The sequence below is a fragment of the Pseudonocardia sp. ICBG601 genome, from assembly GCF_020496245.1.
The window spans coordinates 165,764-179,899 of record NZ_JAHLJA010000002.1; the positions used below are offsets into that span (position 1 = coordinate 165,764).

Below are 14,136 nucleotides of genomic sequence, written 5' to 3' on the forward strand. Positions count from 1 at the left end.
GTCCCCGAGAGGACACCCACCATGAGACGCACCCGTCTGCTGACCGCCGTCGCCGCGACGGTGACCGCCGCGTTCGCGCTGACCGCCTGCGGTGGGGGCTCCGACCCCCTCGCCGGGGGCGGGCAGTCCGGCAGCAGCGACCAGAGCACCGTCGTCGTCGGCGCCGCGAACTTCACCGAGAGCCAGATCCTGTCCTCGGTGTTCGCCCAGGCGCTGCAGGCCAAGGGCGTCACGGTCGAGACCCGGCCGCCGATCGGGTCCCGTGAGGCCTACGTGCCGGCGCTCAAGGACGGCTCGATCGACCTGATCCCGGACTACAGCGGCACGCTGCTGCAGTACCTCGACAAGAGCGCCGCGCAGACCCAGCCGGACGAGGTCTACACCGCGCTGCAGTCGACGCTGGAGAAGGCGGCGCCCACCCTGACCGTCCTGAACCGGGCCGAGGCCGAGGACAAGGACGCCGTCGTCGTCACGAAGGAGACCGCGCAGCGGCTGAACGCGACCTCCATCGCCGACATCGCGTCGCGCTGCGGTGAGCTCGTGTTCGGCGGCCCGCCGGAGTTCCAGACCCGTCCCGACGGCATCCCCGGCATCCAGAAGACCTACAACTGCTCGTTCAAGTCCTACCGCTCGCTCGACGCCGGCGGCCCGCTGACCGTCGCGGCGCTGAAGAACGGCGACGTGCAGGCCGCGGACCTGTTCACCACCGACGCGGCGATCCCGGAGAACGACTTCGTGGTCCTCACCGACCCGAAGAACAACTTCGCCGCGCAGAACGTCGTGCCGCTGATCAACAAGGAGAAGGCGACCCCGCAGGTCACCGAGATCCTGAACGCGGTCTCGGCGAAGCTCACCACGCAGGAGCTGCTCGGCCTGAACGAGGCCGCGGCCGCGCCGGACAAGCCGTCGGTCGACACCGTGGCGAAGAACTGGCTGACCGCACAGGGCCTGCTCTGATGACCGGCGAGGTCCTGTCCCTGCACCGCTACCCCGTGAAGTCGATGCTGGGGGAGGACCTCGCCGCCCTCGAGCTCGACACGCACGGCGTCGTCGGCGACCGGGCGCTCGCCCTGACCGACCCGGACACCGGCCGGGTCGCGACGGCCAAGCAGCCCCGGCACTGGCGACGCCTGCTGACGTGCACCTCCGCGGGCGTCGGCGACGACGTGCGGGTCACGCTGCCCGACGGCCGCACCGTCGACGCCGGGCAGGCCGCCGGGCCGCTCGCCGAGCTGCTCGGCCGGCCCGTGGTCGTCGCCCAGCAGCGGGCCGACGGCGCCGTCGTCGAGCGGCCGGACCCCGAGGACGTCCTTGCCCACGGCCTGGACGCTGAGGTCGACGCGCCGACCCTGGAGATCGCCCAGGGCGCTCCCGGCGGGCGGTTCGTCGACCACTCGCCGGTGCACCTGATCACCACCGCGACGCTGGACGCGCTCGGCGTCGAGGCGCTGCGCTACCGGCCCAACGTCGTCGTCGCGACGCCGCCGGGCACCGAGCCGTTCGTGGAGAACGGCTGGCTCGGGCGCCGGCTCACCCTCGGCGACGTCGTACTGGTCCCGACCCTGCCGACCCCGCGCTGCTCCGTGCCGACGCTGGAGCACGGCGACCTGCCCCGCGCCCCGCACGCGCTGCGCGGTCCGGCCGACCGCAACCGCGTCGAGGTCGAGGGCTTCGGGGTGCTGCCCTGCGCGGGGCTCTACGCCCGCGTCGAGCACACCGGCACTCTGCGCCTCGGGGACCGGGTCGAGGTCTCCTGAATCTTTATGATCAGGAGTATTCTTTACCGGTGTTGAACATCAAGGACGCCGAGGCGGACCGGCTTGCCCGTGAGCTCGCGTCCGAGACCGGGGAGTCGATCACCCAGGCCGTGGCTGTCGCGGTCCGTGAGCGGCTGGAACGCATCCGGGGGCGCGGCGCGTCGGTCGGTCTCGCCGAGGAGATCGACGCGATCGCCCGCCGTTCGGCCGCGCTGCCCGAGCTCGACCGACGGACGTCGGAGGAGGTCCTCGGGTACGACGACGACGGGCTCCCCACCTGATGGTGATCGACACGTCCGCCCTGGTGGCGATCCTCTTCGACGAGCCCCCGCGCCCGGCGCTCGCCCGGGCGATCGAGGCGGACCCGGTCCGGCTCGTGTCGGCGGCGACGGTCCTGGAGGCGGCGATGGTCGTGGAGTCGCGTCGCGGTGACGCGGCCGGCCGGGAGCTCGACATCCTGCTGCACCGTGCGCAGGTCCGGACCGTCGACGTCGGCGAGCGGCACGCCGAGCTGGCGCGGTCGGTGTGGCGCCGCTACGGCAAGGGGCGCCACCCCGCCGGCCTGAACTACGGCGACTGCTTCTCCGCGGCACTGGCCCTCGCGAGCGGGGAGCCGCTGCTGTTCGTCGGCGACGACTTCGCCCGGACCGACATCCCGTCGGTCGCCCTGTCCTGACGTGCCCGCCCCGGTCAGGTCAGGCGCGAGTACACGTCGGTGACCAGCAGGACCGCGAACAGCACCGACGAGATCCCCAGGACCGCGTTGGACAGCCAGCGCGAGCGCGCCTCGCGGGCCACCATCGAGGTGTTCAGCAGCAGGAGCAGCGTCACCGCCAGGAACGGCATGAAGAACGAGCCCAGCACCCCGTAGACCAGGGTCAGCGCGAACGGTCGCCCGATCAGCAGCAGGGCCATCGGCGGGAACGTCAGCCACAGCAGGTACCCGCGGAAGGGCAACGACCGCTCGGCGCGGGCGGCCTCGTAGGCCCCGGCCCGCCCGGGCCCGTCGCCGCGGTCCCCGGTGTCGGTGCCCGGCTCCTCGCCGGGCACCACCGCGTCGACCTCGTCCGGCCCGATCGCGGCCTTCTTCCCGTGCGGCAGCCGGATCGCCCGCACCCAGTCGGTGAACAGCAGCGACACGCCGTTCCACACGCCGAGCAGCGAGGTGAAGGTGACCGACAGGAAGCCGACGAGGAACAGGATCCGCACCGGCTCGCCGTAGAGGGCACCGAGCCGGTCGGCGAGGGTGAGCAGCCCGCTGTCGGACTCGGTGAGGTTCTCCCCGAGCAGGATCGTGGACCCGACGACGAGCATCGAGACCACGAAGATGCCGGTCATGATGTAGCCGGTCGCGTTGTCCAGCCGCATCATCGACAGCCACTTCGGGCCCTTCCAGCCCTTCGCGAACAGCCAGTAGCCGTAGGCGGCCATGGTGATCGTCCCGCCGACGCCGCCGATCAGGCCGAGCACGTAGACCGTGGACCCCTCGGGCAGCCGCGGGACGAGGCCGTTCGCCAGCGCGGGCAGGTCCGGGCCGACCAGGATCGCGACGAACACGACCGTCGCGAACTTGATCAGCACGAGCACCGTCATGAACTTCTCGAACGCGTGGTAGCGCTGCACCCACACCAGCGCCAGCCCGACGACGCCCGCGATCGCCGCCCACCCGCCGACCGGCAGCCCGCCGAACAGCGCGTTCAGCGGCAGCCCGACCGCCGACATCGCGGTGGCGCCGTAGACGAAGCCCCACACCACGATGTAGACGCCGAAGAAGCCGGTCGCCCAGTAGCCCAGCCGCCGCCAGCCGTCGAGCATGGTCGCGCCGGAGCCGAGGTGCCAGCGTCCGACGGCCTCGCCGAGCGCGAGCTTGACCAGGGTCCCGACGACGGCGGCCCACAGCAGCACCGTCCCGAACGACGCACCCGCCACCATCGTCGCGACGAGGTCGCCCGCGCCGACGCCGGTCGCCGCGGCGAGCAGGCCCGGCCCGATCGAGCGGATCCTCCGCGCGCCGGTGGGGGGTTCGAGGAAGTCGGTCTGCGGACCGGGGGAGGCCATCGTCACAGTCTCCGATCACGGCGTCGTGGGAGGGATCGCGCGGGTTCGCCGAGCACGCTAGGCGAGCGGGGCGGTGCATTCCAGCGCGGAAGGGTCACGAACGGACGTATCGGACCCCCGATCGCGGCGACGGGCTACGACGCACGGCGCACCCGCCGTTGCAGCCGGTGCACGCCCGGCGCACCATGAACGGGTACCGGGACCGGCCGATAGATTGGCCGCGGCGTCGGCCGGGTCACGGTCGCCGCACGCGCACGCACGGAGGGTGGGCATGGCGAACATCGACGAGATCCGGGCCGGGATCGGGCGGGCCAACCAGCAGGCCACCGAGAGCCTCGGCGCGCTGCGGCACGCCCGCCAGGCCATCGAGGAGGCCGGCGCCGCGTTCTCGCAGAACATCTACGGCACCGCCCAGAACGACGCCGACGACGCCCGCGCCCGCTTCGCCGCCGCGTCGGAGAAGATCGACGAGGTCGAGCAGGCCCTGCACATCGCCATGCAGTCCGCCGACGACGTCGCCTCGCGGCTCTGACCGCGCCCGCCCGCCTCTGATGGCCCGTCGCCCGAACCGTCGCGAGCGGATCCGGTCCGCCTTCGACGGGTTCCACCGGGCGGCGTCGCGGGCACTGGGTGCGGCGGAGGGCCGCCGCGACCGGGCCGCGGCCCGGCACGCCGAGGTCATGGCGGAGCTGTGGCTGCGCGAGACCGGGCACGACGCCGCGCGCCGCGACCCGGGGCTGGCCCGGGTGCTCGGCAACCCGCGGCTCGCCGGCGTCCTCGCCCGGGTCGCCGAGGACCGGGCGCACGTGTTCGACCGCTGGCAGGGCGACTCGCCCCAGACGCTGTCGGAGATCGTCGCCGACGCCAGCCCCGGCGCCGCCGGGGACGCCCCGGCCGACTGGAAGCCGGTCGCGGGCGCCGTCGAGCCGACCGGTCCGGTCCCGGAGATGTGGGTGCTCGGCACCGGCTCGGTGGAGGGCGGTGCCCCGTTCCGGGTCGCGGTCCCGCTGCTCGACGGCGCGCACCTGCAGGTGGTGTCGACGCCGCGCTCCCGCGACCGGGCCGAGGCGATGGTCGAGCAGCTGGTCCTGCGCACCGTGCGGCACTTCCGGCCGGGCGCGGTGAACGTGCACGTCTGGGACGTCGGCCAGCTCGCAGGCGCCCTGCCCGGGCTGTACCCGCTGACCCGCACCGGGCTGCTGACCGTGCACGACCCGACCCGGCTGGGGCGGCTGCTGGACCAGCTCGCGGACCGGATCCGCCGGGTGCAGACCCGGGTGCTCGCCGACGGCGCCACCTCGCTGCGCGAGCTCGCCGACCGCACGGGGGAGCGGCCCGAGGCGTGGCTGGTGGCGGTGCTCGTCGGCAACGGCCGCGAGCTGCCCGAGGCCGAGCTGCGCCAGCTGCAGCGGGTGGCGCGCGGCGGTGTCGCGGCGGGGGTGCAGCTGGTGCTGCTCGACGTCCCGGCGGCGCTGCCGCGTCCGGTGGAGACCGTCGACTTCGGGGACCCGCCGGGCGTCGACCCGGCCGACGACCGGCTGCCGGTCCCGGTGCGGACCTCGGTGACCGGACCGCACGTGCTCGTCGAGCCGGACCCGCCGGTACCGGCCGACGACGTCACCGCGGTGTGCGAGGCGATCGCCGCCGGGCACGAGCAGTGGCGCGGACGGCTGGGCGCGTTCAAGGACATGCTGCCCCGGCGGCGCGGCGAGGGCCGCTCGCACGACGGGCTGAAGGTCGTCGTCGGGCACGAGGACGGCATCCCCGCCGAGCTGAGCCTCGACGACCATTCCCCGCACGCGCTCGTCGGCGGGCCCAGCGGGTCGGGCAAGACGAACCTGCTGCTGGCCTGGATCGCCGGTCTCGCCGCGCACTACGGCCCGGACGAGGTCGAGCTGTACCTGCTCGACTTCAAGGAGGGGGTGTCGTTCACCCCGTTCGCCCCGGACCCGGAGGGCCACCGCGCCGACCGGCTCCCGCAGGCCCGGCTGATCGGTGTCAACATCAACACCGACCGGGAGTTCGGGCTGGCGCTGCTGCGCCACCTGTCCGAGGTCATGCGCAGCCGCGCCGAGGCCGCCCGCCGGCACGGCGCGACCAAGCTGGCCGAGCTCCGGGTGGAGCGCCCCGACCTGCGGCTGCCGCGGATCGTCGCGGTCATCGACGAGTTCCAGTTCCTGTTCACCGGCCGCGACGCCGTCAGCGCCGAGGCGACCGCGCTGCTGGAGGACGTCGCCCGGCGCGGCCGCTCGCAGGGTGTGCACCTGGTCCTGGCCAGCCAGGACGTCTCCGGCATCGACGCGCTGTGGGGCCGCTCGGCGATCTTCGAGCAGTTCGTCCTGCGGATCGCGCTGCCCCGCGCGCGGCGGATCCTCGCCCAGGACAACGAGGCGGCGCTGGCGCTCCCGCGCTGGCACGCGATCGTCAACCACGACTCGGGCGTCGCGCACGGCAACCACGTGGTCCGGCTGCCCGAGGCGGGCGGCCCGGTGGTCCGCGACGTCCAGGTCACCGCGTTCACCGACTTCCCCGACACCCCGGAGCCGGTCGTCTTCGACGGCGCCCGTGCCCCCTCCCACGACGCGCTGGCCGCCCGGCTGCCCGCCGACGGCGTGCCCCGCGCGCTGGTCGGGCAGTTCGTCGACGTGCACGGCAGCCCCGCGGCCGCCGAGTTGTCCGACGGCCCCGGCCGCAACCTCGGGGTGATCGGGCCCGACGCCCGCGTCGCGGTCCCGCTGCTGTGCTCGGCCGTCCGCTCGGTGGTGGTGTCGCTGCCCGACCCGGCCGGCGCGCAGGTCCTGCTCGTGCCGCTGGCCCCGGACGCGGCGGCCGCCGCGGGCGCGCTCGCCCCGGACCTGCCCGGCACGGTGGAGAAGGTGTCCGCCGACGGGTTCGCCGCCCGCGTCGCCGAGCTGGCGGCGACGGTCCGTGCCCGGGCCGCGTCGGGCGGCGGTGGGGGACACGCGTCGCTGCTGGTCGTGGTGTTCGGCGCCGACGCGGCGGAGTCGATGCTGGACCGCACCGGCACCGAGGACCTGCGGGCGCTGCTGCGCCACGGGCCCGGGGCCGGGGTGCACGTGCTGGGCTGGTGGCAGGGCGCGCAGCGGCTGAAGACGCTGCTGGCCCCGCCGGGTGCGGCGATCGACGACCTGGGCGCCTGGGTGGCGACCGGCGTGCAGGGCACCGACCTGGTGCCGCTGCTGGGCGGACAGCCGCTGGACTGGACGCCGACGCCGGGGCGCGCGCTGTTCCTCGACCGCTCCCGGCACGGCCGCCCGCAGCTGGTCATCCTGACCGACGCGGGCGGCGGCGGCCCGGACACCCTCGCCGGAGGTGGGATGTGAGTGCCGTCGAGCGCTACCGCGCGGTCGTGGCCGAGCTGGCCGGTGCCGTCGTCGACCTGCGGGAACGCGACGCCCGGCGGGCCGAGGAGCTGCGCCGCGAGCTGCGCGGCACCGAGCGGGAGCTGCGCGACGCCGCGGACCGGCTCACCCTGGCCCGCGGCATGTTCGAGCTGCGCTGGGAGGCGGCGTTGCAGCTGATGTGGTCGGCCGAGGAGCCGGGGCGTCCCCGGCCGCGACCCGACCTGCGGGCCGACCCCGACGAGCACGCCGCGCTGGAGGAGGCCGCCGACGAGGCCCTGCGCGAGCTGCGCTCCTCGGGCGACCGGCGGCTGTTCCGCCTGCGCCGCGACGACGACTGACCCCGCCCCGCACGCCGCACCCGCCCGGGCCGGACACGCCGAGATGCAGCCCCGGGCCGGCCACGCGGGTGGCGGGCAGCCCTGAGCTGCATCTCGACGGTCGTGCCGGGGGTCCGGGGCCGGTGGTCGCCGTCCGCCCCTCCCCGGCGTACCGCGTGTGCGGCACCGGATCGTGGGCGGGCGGTCAGCCCAGCGGGACGACGCCCAGCAGCAGCGCGACCCCGAGCATCGCCAGCGAGCAGACCGCGGCCCGCCAGATCACCCTGCGGTGGTGGTCGGCCAGGTTGACCTTCGCGAGCGAGACGAGCAGCAGCAGCGCCGGGACCAGCGGGCTGGTCATGTGCACCGGCTGGCCGATGATCGAGGCGCGGGCCATCTCCACCGGGGCGATGCCGTAGTGGCCCGCGGCCTCGGTGAGGATCGGCAGGATGCCGAAGTAGAACGCGTCGTTGGTGAGGAAGAACGTCAGCGGCATGCTCAGCACACCGGTGATCACCGCGAACCAGGAGCCGACCGACGGCGGCACGGCCGAGACGATCCCGTTCGCCATTGCCGTCACCATGCCGGTGCCCGACAGCACCCCGACCAGGACCGCGGCGGCGAACACCATGGACACGACGCCGACGATCGAGGTGGCGTGCGAGGTCACCGCCCGGAGCTGGTCCTCGGGCTTCGGGAAGTTCACGACCAGGGCGATCGCGGCGGCCGCGACGAACACCAGCGACAGCGGCAGGACGTCCATGCCCAGCAGCACCAGCAGCGCGACGGTGAGCCCGAGGTTGAACCAGATCAGCTTCGGCCGCAGCGTCGGACGGTTCGGGTCCAGCGTGCCCTCGAGGGCGGCGTCGTCGGCGTCGGAGGAGCCCCCGGCGGAGCCGGACGCCGGCCGGTCGGTGCCGTGCGTGCCGTCGGTGCCGGTGCCCCCGCCGACCAGGGCGGGCTCGCGCACCGCCACCATCTCGTCGGCGACGACCGACAGCGTGCGGCCCGAGGCGAGCAGCCGCCTGCGCTCGGAACGGCCCAGCTGCCAGGCCAGCAGCAGCACGGTGGCGATGCCGGCCACCATGCCCGGGACCATCGGGTTGAACAGCTCCGAGGGCGACACGTTCAGCACCGTCGCCGCGCGGATCGTGGGGCCGCCCCAGGGCAGGATGTTGAGCACGCCGTTCGCGAGGTTGGCGACGACGGTCAGCACCACCGGGCTCAGCCCGAGCCGCAGGTAGATCGGCAGCAGTGCGGACACCGTGATGATGAAGGTGGTCGAGCCGTCGCCGTCGAGGGAGACGACACCGGCGAGCACCGCGGTCAGCACGACCAGGCGCACCGGGTCGTTGTTCACCGTGCGCAGCACGAAGCGGATCAGCGGGTCGAACAGCCCGACGTCGATCATCGTGCCGAAGAAGATGATCGCGAAGAACAGCAGCACGGCCGTCGGCGCGAAGTCCTTGAACGCCGACGAGATCGAGTCGACGACGCCGTCCTCGCCCGGTTCGGACAGGCCGGTGCCGGTCGCCACGAGGGCGAAGGTCAGCGGGACGAGTACCAGCGCCAGCGTCGGCGCGAGCCGCTTCGCCAGGATCAGGTACATGAAGACCGCGATCATCGCGGACCCGAGAACGATGAGCATCGGTGCTCCTCCTCGACGGATGTGTCGAGGAGCAACGCTAGGTCCGGGCCCCGGCCCCGGTCCCGCTTGCGGACACAGCCCACGTAGTGGTCGCTGCGTGCCCTGTGGTCGTTGTGGTCACGGGGCGGACGGGCGGCCGGCCGCCCCGTGACGGGCGGGTCAGTGGTCGATGCGGGTCGCGTCGTTCGCCCAGAACACCACGCGCCTGCCGACGCCGGTGATGATGAAGTGCAGGGTGATGCCGATCGCGGACAGCAGGACGAGCACCGCGAACGTCCGGGACACGTCGAGGGTGAAGTTCGTGGCCTGGATGGCGTAGCCCAGGCCCTCGGTCGACCCGACGAACTCGGCGACGATCGCGCCGGTCACCGCGAAGATGGCGGCGACGTCGAGCCCGGCCACGATGCTCGGGAGCGCGCTGGGGAACTGCAGCCTGCGGAAGACCTGTCCGCGGGTGGCGCCGAACGAGCGGAACATCGCGATCTGGTCGGGGTCGGTCGAGCGCAGCCCGTGGATCGCGTTGACCAGCAGCGGGAAGAAGGCCAGCAGCGCGGTCGTGACGACCTTGGAGGTCATCCCGGTCCCGAACCAGATCAGCAGGACCGGCGCGATGGCGACCTTCGGGATGGTCTGGGTCGCGACGACCAGCGGGAAGACCGCCTTGTCGACCAGCCGCGACTGGGTGACCAGGAACGCCACCGACAGCGCGGCGACGACGGCCAGCAGGAAGCCCAGCAGGATCTCCTGCAGCGTGACCCACGCGTGCGGGAGCAGCGAGCCGTCGGTCAGCCCGACCCACAGCGACCGCGCCACCGTCGAGGGGGCGGGGACGATCAGCGCCGAGACGTCGAAGACGACCACGGCGGCCTCCCACACCGCCAGGAGCAGGACGGCGAGCCCGGACGCGAGCAGCCAGCCGGGTTGGTCGACCAGCCGCCGGCGGGGCGGCCGGGCGGTGGCGGGGGGCGTCCGGACGGAGGTGCTGCGGTCCGACGTCGTCGTCATGTCTGTCTCCGTGGTGGGGCGGGGCGGGCGCTCAGTGGGCACTGTGCTCGGAGTTGAGGAGCCTGCGGATCCGGGTCACGTAGCTCCCGAACTCGGGGGTGTTGATCGTCTCGAGGACCCGCGGGCGGGGCAGGTCGATGTCGATGACCTCGGCGATCCGGCCGGGCCGGGCGGTCATGACCACCACCCGGTCGGACAGCAGGACGGACTCGGGGACGCTGTGGGTGACGAACAGGACCGTCTTGCGGTCCCGTTCCCAGATCTCGAGCAGGTCCATGCCGAGCTGGTCGCGGGTGAGCGCGTCCAGCGCGCCGAACGGCTCGTCCATCATCAGGATCTGCGGGTCGTGCACCAGGGCGCGCCCGATGCCGACCCGCTGCTGCATCCCGCCGGAGAGCTCGTTGGGGTACTTGTCGGCGAAGTCGGACAGGCCCAGCTTGGCCAGCATCTCGTCGGCGATCCGGTCCGACCCCTCGGCCGGGGCGCCGTTGAGGTCGTGGGACAGCAGCAGGTTCTGCCGCACGGTCCGCCAGGGCAGCAGCAACGCCTGCTGGAAGACCATGCCGAGACGGTGCCGGCCCGGGAGCAGCTCGCCGCCGAAGCTCAGCGAGCCGTGGGTCAGGCGGGTCTGCCCCATGATGATCTTCAGGAGGGTGCTCTTGCCGCAGCCGCTCGGGCCCACGATGGACAGGAACTGTCCCTGCGGGACGGCGAGGTCGACGTCGTCGAGGGCGACGACCTCGCCACCCCGCTTGCTGGTGTAGCTCTTGTGCACGCCGGTCAGTGCGACGGCGTCGGTCGTGGCCAGGGTCATGGGGGCACTCCTCTGTGCACGGTTCGGGGGAGAGGGCCGGGTCAGGCGGTGCCGGACTCCGGCCCGGCGACGGCGTCGGGCACCGGCAGCGGCCACGTCCCGCCCATCAGGTCCGTCAGGCGCATCGCCGCGGCGGTGAGCAGGGACTCCTCGCGGGCCGCGGACCCCGGCGCCAGCGCGGTTGCGGTGCCGATCACCGCGATCGTGGCGGCCAGTCCTCGGGCGCCGAACACCGGCGCGGCCAGGATGCGGACACCCGCGGAGGTCGTGGTGCTGCCGATCCCGCTGGCCCGCGCCTGCTCGGCACGCTCGTTGAGGTCCTCGCGCTGGGCACCGGGGACGGTCCCGAGCAGACGCTCGATGGCGAAGCGGTCCGGGTGGAAGGCCAGGAAGACCTGGGTCTGTGCGGCGTCGCTGGCGAGCTGGTGGCCGACGCGGACGGTGACGGCCGCGCCCCAGGTGACGTGCTGCTCGACGTGGACGACGACGGGGCCGCCCGCACCCCACAGGGCCATCGCGACGGTGAGGTGGGCGTCGGCCGACAGGTCGCGCATCACCGGGGGAGCGATCTCGGTGACCTGCTGGCGGCCCAGGGCGAAGGCCCCGAGCTGGTAGAGCAGCCGGGACGGCTGGAACGAGGCCTGCTGGTCCGGGCAGCGTTCCAGCAGCTCGGCCGCCACCAGCGACATGAAGTAGCGGTTGGTCGTGGTCCGGTTCAGCCCGAGCAGCGTCGCCCCCTGCGCGACCGTCAGCGTGGGCCGGGACGGGCCGAAGAGCGCCAGGATCTGCGCGGTACGGGCGACGGCCTGGATGTCGCCGGTCGACCGGGAGCCGACGTCCGGGAGGGGAACCGTGTCGCCGCTCATACGCCGTGGCCTCCAGATGATCGTATAGCGATCTGCGTGTTGCGAAGATAGGGCGCGACAAGGGCCGCGCACAAGCATCAATCGGATCTGTAGTCGATTTGTCGCAGACAGCGCAGTCTTGACATGTCGGGATGCGAACTTATAGTTCGGGATGCGGTCATCCGGTGCGACGCGAGTCGGGGCGTTCGAGAGCCACGCGTGGTGCCCGCCCCTCCACGGACACCTCCCACGAAGGCAGGCATCTGATGAACAGCAGCACTCTGCTGCGCCGCCTCGGCGTCGTCGCCACCGCCGCGGCCCTGGTCGCCGGGCTCGGCGCCTGCGGCTCTTCCACCGACCCGGGCTCGGGGAACACGCTCAACGTCGTGGTCACCACGGCCGCCTGGAGCGTGGAGACCGGCTCGATCACCCTCGCCGACCGGCTCGGCTTCCTCCGCGAGGAGGGCGTCCAGGCGACCTTCAGCACCGCGAAGTCCGGGACCGAGGCCGCCCAGCAGATCATCGGCGGGAACGCCGACGTCGCCGTCGCCACCCCCGAGCCGGTCATGATCGCGGCCCAGCAGGGCACCGACCTGCAGTACTTCATGCCCTTCTACGGCCACGTCATCTACGGCCTGGCCGCGGTGCCCGGAAGCGGCATCGCCTCGGTGGCCGACCTGCGGGGCAAGCGGGTCGGCGTCACCAACGCGAACAGTACCGGGGCGACCCTGCTGCGCACCGCGCTGAAGGCCGAGGGCATGAGCGAGAAGGACGTGACGATCGTGCCGATCGGCGTCGGGGCCCAGCAGGTCACGGCGGTGCGGGGCGGCGACGTCGACGCGCTCGCCATGTACGACACCCTCTACACCAGCCTGCGCTCGCAGGACATCGCGGTCACCGACATCCCGGTCCCCGGGCTGGACCAGCTCTTCGGCGGCGGGCTGCTCGCCCAGAAGTCCGCGCTCGCCGAGAACCCCGAGGCCTACGCGAAGCTCGGCCGGGCCGTCGCCAAGGCGCTGGCCTGGAGCCGGCAGCACCCCGAGGACGCCGTGCGCGCCGTCTGGGACTCCAAGCCGGAGACCCGCCCGGGCCCCGACCAGGACGAGCAGAAGGCCCTGGAGGACGGCGTCGCGATGATCGAGACCCGGCTCGGCGCCCTCATCCCGGACCCGCAGAGCACCTCGTGGACCGAGATCGACCCGGCGTCGGTGGACCGCTTCGCCGACTGGGCGCTCGGTGCCGGACTGATCACCGGGAAGCCGCCGGTCGAGGACGTCCTCGACTCGGGCGCCGGTGCGGCCATCGGCGACTTCACCCCGTCCGAGGTCACGCCGTCCGCGGGGTCCTGACCACCCCGCCCCGCTCCATCCGCCTCCCACGACCCGTGCCGCCACCGCGGCACGCAGGAAGGACACCGCTCCCATGTCCGACGCCGTCCTCGCCGCGCTGCGCGGCCTGATCGACATGCACGTCCACTCGGGCCCCAGCCCCTACCCGCGGCGGTTCCTGCACTACGAGGCCGCACAGGACGGATGGGACCGGCTCGGGATGCGGGCGATGGTGGTCAAGTCGCACCACCACAACACCGTGATGGACGTGCTCGCGCAGGCCAACCAGCTGGCGTCGATCCCGACCGAGGTGTTCGGCGGGATCGCGCTGAACAGCCCGGTCGGCGGCGTCAACCCGCACGCCGTGCGGCTGTCGCTGTCGATGGGCGGCAAGGTCGTGTGGTTCCCGACCATCAGCTCGGGCCGGCACATCGACTGCCACCCCGAGGGCGGCCAGTTCCCGACCTCGACCGTGCACACCACGATCGAGCGGATCGACGTGGTCGGGCCCGACGGCGGGCTGACCGCCGAGGCCCGCGAGGTCGTCGGGATCGTCCGGGAGGCCGATGCGGTGCTCAACGCCGGGCACATGTACCCCGACCAGATCCGGGTGCTGTTCACCGAGGCCCGCGCGGCCGGGATGGACAAGCTCGTGATCAGCCACCCGAACTTCGTGATCGGTGCCGAGCCCGAGACCTGCGAGGAGTTCGTCGGGCTCGGCGCCTACGTCGAGCACGAGGTCGGGATGTACAACCCGCACCGGGAGAACCGGCACTTCGAGCCGGAGACGCTGTTCGAGTGGATCTCCCGGATCGGTCCGGAGCACACCGTGCTGGCCTCGGACGCCGGCCAGCGCGGCAACCCCGCCCCGGTGGACGCGTGGCTGGGCACCTGCGAGGCGCTGCTCGACCTCGGCCTGGACGAGAAGGACCTGCGCCGGATGGTCGTCGACAACCCCGCCCACCTGCTCGGCATCGCCGAGTAGACGCGTCGCCGACC

The 14,136-nt window shown here is 73.3% G+C and carries 14 protein-coding genes; 9 read left to right on the forward strand and 5 right to left on the reverse strand.

Annotation, left to right across the window (positions count from 1 at the left end):
- Window positions 1-21: 21 nt before the first annotated feature.
- The 4 genes from KPL57_RS00890 to KPL57_RS00905 are packed head-to-tail and all read left to right on the forward strand — an operon-like array spanning window position 22 to window position 2,433.
- Window positions 22-957, forward strand: a complete 936-nt coding sequence (locus tag KPL57_RS00890; RefSeq protein WP_226350002.1) for an ABC transporter substrate-binding protein — start codon at window positions 22-24, stop codon at window positions 955-957.
- Complete coding sequence (locus tag KPL57_RS00895) at window positions 957-1,757, forward strand: MOSC domain-containing protein (RefSeq protein WP_226350003.1); 801 nt, start codon at window positions 957-959, stop codon at window positions 1,755-1,757. The genes KPL57_RS00890 and KPL57_RS00895 overlap by 1 nt, the downstream gene beginning before the upstream one ends.
- 29 nt (window positions 1,758-1,786) lie before the next feature.
- Window positions 1,787-2,038, forward strand: coding sequence for a type II toxin-antitoxin system VapB family antitoxin (locus tag KPL57_RS00900; RefSeq protein WP_226350004.1), 252 nt, complete (start codon window positions 1,787-1,789; stop codon window positions 2,036-2,038).
- A complete protein-coding gene (locus KPL57_RS00905) occupies window positions 2,038-2,433 on the forward strand; it encodes a type II toxin-antitoxin system VapC family toxin (RefSeq protein WP_226350005.1) in 396 nt (131 codons plus the stop codon). The genes KPL57_RS00900 and KPL57_RS00905 overlap by 1 nt, the downstream gene beginning before the upstream one ends.
- A 14-nt stretch (window positions 2,434-2,447) precedes the next feature.
- On the opposite strand, the gene KPL57_RS00910 is transcribed toward KPL57_RS00905, so the two are convergent.
- Complete coding sequence (locus tag KPL57_RS00910; protein WP_226350006.1) at window positions 2,448-3,815, reverse strand: Nramp family divalent metal transporter; 1,368 nt, start codon at window positions 3,813-3,815, stop codon at window positions 2,448-2,450.
- Between the two features lie 271 nt (window positions 3,816-4,086).
- On the opposite strand from KPL57_RS00910, the gene KPL57_RS00915 reads away from it, so the two are divergent.
- The 3 genes from KPL57_RS00915 to KPL57_RS00925 are packed head-to-tail and all read left to right on the forward strand — an operon-like array spanning window position 4,087 to window position 7,518.
- On the forward strand, window positions 4,087-4,347 hold the full coding sequence (locus KPL57_RS00915; protein ID WP_020623160.1) for a hypothetical protein: 261 nt from the start codon (window positions 4,087-4,089) through the stop codon (window positions 4,345-4,347).
- A gap of 19 nt (window positions 4,348-4,366) precedes the next feature.
- Window positions 4,367-7,159, forward strand: a complete 2,793-nt coding sequence (locus tag KPL57_RS00920) for an FtsK/SpoIIIE domain-containing protein (RefSeq protein WP_226350007.1) — start codon at window positions 4,367-4,369, stop codon at window positions 7,157-7,159.
- The gene (locus tag KPL57_RS00925) at window positions 7,156-7,518 is read left to right on the forward strand and encodes a hypothetical protein (RefSeq protein ID WP_139283056.1); all 363 of its coding nucleotides are present in this window, start codon (window positions 7,156-7,158) and stop codon (window positions 7,516-7,518) included. The genes KPL57_RS00920 and KPL57_RS00925 overlap by 4 nt, the downstream gene beginning before the upstream one ends.
- A 184-nt stretch (window positions 7,519-7,702) precedes the next feature.
- On the opposite strand, the gene KPL57_RS00930 is transcribed toward KPL57_RS00925, so the two are convergent.
- The 4 genes from KPL57_RS00930 to KPL57_RS00945 form a co-directional block, all read right to left on the reverse strand.
- Entirely contained in the window at window positions 7,703-9,145 is a 1,443-nt protein-coding gene (locus tag KPL57_RS00930; protein WP_226350008.1) for a CitMHS family transporter, read from the reverse strand.
- 159 nt (window positions 9,146-9,304) lie between these two features.
- The gene (locus tag KPL57_RS00935; protein ID WP_226350009.1) at window positions 9,305-10,150 is read right to left on the reverse strand and encodes an ABC transporter permease; all 846 of its coding nucleotides are present in this window, start codon (window positions 10,148-10,150) and stop codon (window positions 9,305-9,307) included.
- A gap of 31 nt (window positions 10,151-10,181) precedes the next feature.
- Complete coding sequence (locus KPL57_RS00940; protein ID WP_226350010.1) at window positions 10,182-10,964, reverse strand: ABC transporter ATP-binding protein; 783 nt, start codon at window positions 10,962-10,964, stop codon at window positions 10,182-10,184.
- Window positions 10,965-11,005: 41 nt separating this feature from the next.
- On the reverse strand, window positions 11,006-11,830 hold the full coding sequence (locus tag KPL57_RS00945) for an IclR family transcriptional regulator (protein WP_226350011.1): 825 nt from the start codon (window positions 11,828-11,830) through the stop codon (window positions 11,006-11,008).
- A gap of 245 nt (window positions 11,831-12,075) precedes the next feature.
- Here KPL57_RS00945 and KPL57_RS00950 point away from each other — a divergent pair, with 245 nt between their 5' ends.
- Both KPL57_RS00950 and KPL57_RS00955 read left to right on the forward strand, forming a co-directional pair.
- Window positions 12,076-13,158 (forward strand): ABC transporter substrate-binding protein, encoded by a 1,083-nt coding sequence (locus KPL57_RS00950; protein ID WP_226350012.1) that lies wholly within the window; start codon window positions 12,076-12,078, stop codon window positions 13,156-13,158.
- A gap of 73 nt (window positions 13,159-13,231) precedes the next feature.
- Window positions 13,232-14,122, forward strand: coding sequence for a DUF6282 family protein (locus KPL57_RS00955; RefSeq protein ID WP_226350013.1), 891 nt, complete (start codon window positions 13,232-13,234; stop codon window positions 14,120-14,122).
- Window positions 14,123-14,136: the final 14 nt, after the last annotated feature.

Bases quoted from the DNA above. Each gene is read 5' to 3' on its own strand.
- KPL57_RS00890 (WP_226350002.1), top strand. From the start codon at position 22: ATGAGACGCACCCGTCTGCTGACCGCCGTCGCCGCGACGGTGACCGCC.
- KPL57_RS00895 (WP_226350003.1), top strand. From the start codon at position 957: ATGACCGGCGAGGTCCTGTCCCTGCACCGCTACCCCGTGAAGTCGATG.
- KPL57_RS00945 (WP_226350011.1), bottom strand. From the start codon at position 11,830: ATGAGCGGCGACACGGTTCCCCTCCCGGACGTCGGCTCCCGGTCGACC.
- KPL57_RS00950 (WP_226350012.1), top strand. From the start codon at position 12,076: ATGAACAGCAGCACTCTGCTGCGCCGCCTCGGCGTCGTCGCCACCGCC.
- KPL57_RS00910 (WP_226350006.1), bottom strand. From the start codon at position 3,815: ATGGCCTCCCCCGGTCCGCAGACCGACTTCCTCGAACCCCCCACCGGC.
- KPL57_RS00935 (WP_226350009.1), bottom strand. From the start codon at position 10,150: ATGACGACGACGTCGGACCGCAGCACCTCCGTCCGGACGCCCCCCGCC.
- KPL57_RS00955 (WP_226350013.1), top strand. From the start codon at position 13,232: ATGTCCGACGCCGTCCTCGCCGCGCTGCGCGGCCTGATCGACATGCAC.
- KPL57_RS00940 (WP_226350010.1), bottom strand. From the start codon at position 10,964: ATGACCCTGGCCACGACCGACGCCGTCGCACTGACCGGCGTGCACAAG.
- KPL57_RS00930 (WP_226350008.1), bottom strand. From the start codon at position 9,145: ATGCTCATCGTTCTCGGGTCCGCGATGATCGCGGTCTTCATGTACCTG.
- KPL57_RS00915 (WP_020623160.1), top strand. From the start codon at position 4,087: ATGGCGAACATCGACGAGATCCGGGCCGGGATCGGGCGGGCCAACCAG.
- KPL57_RS00905 (WP_226350005.1), top strand. From the start codon at position 2,038: ATGGTGATCGACACGTCCGCCCTGGTGGCGATCCTCTTCGACGAGCCC.
- KPL57_RS00920 (WP_226350007.1), top strand. From the start codon at position 4,367: ATGGCCCGTCGCCCGAACCGTCGCGAGCGGATCCGGTCCGCCTTCGAC.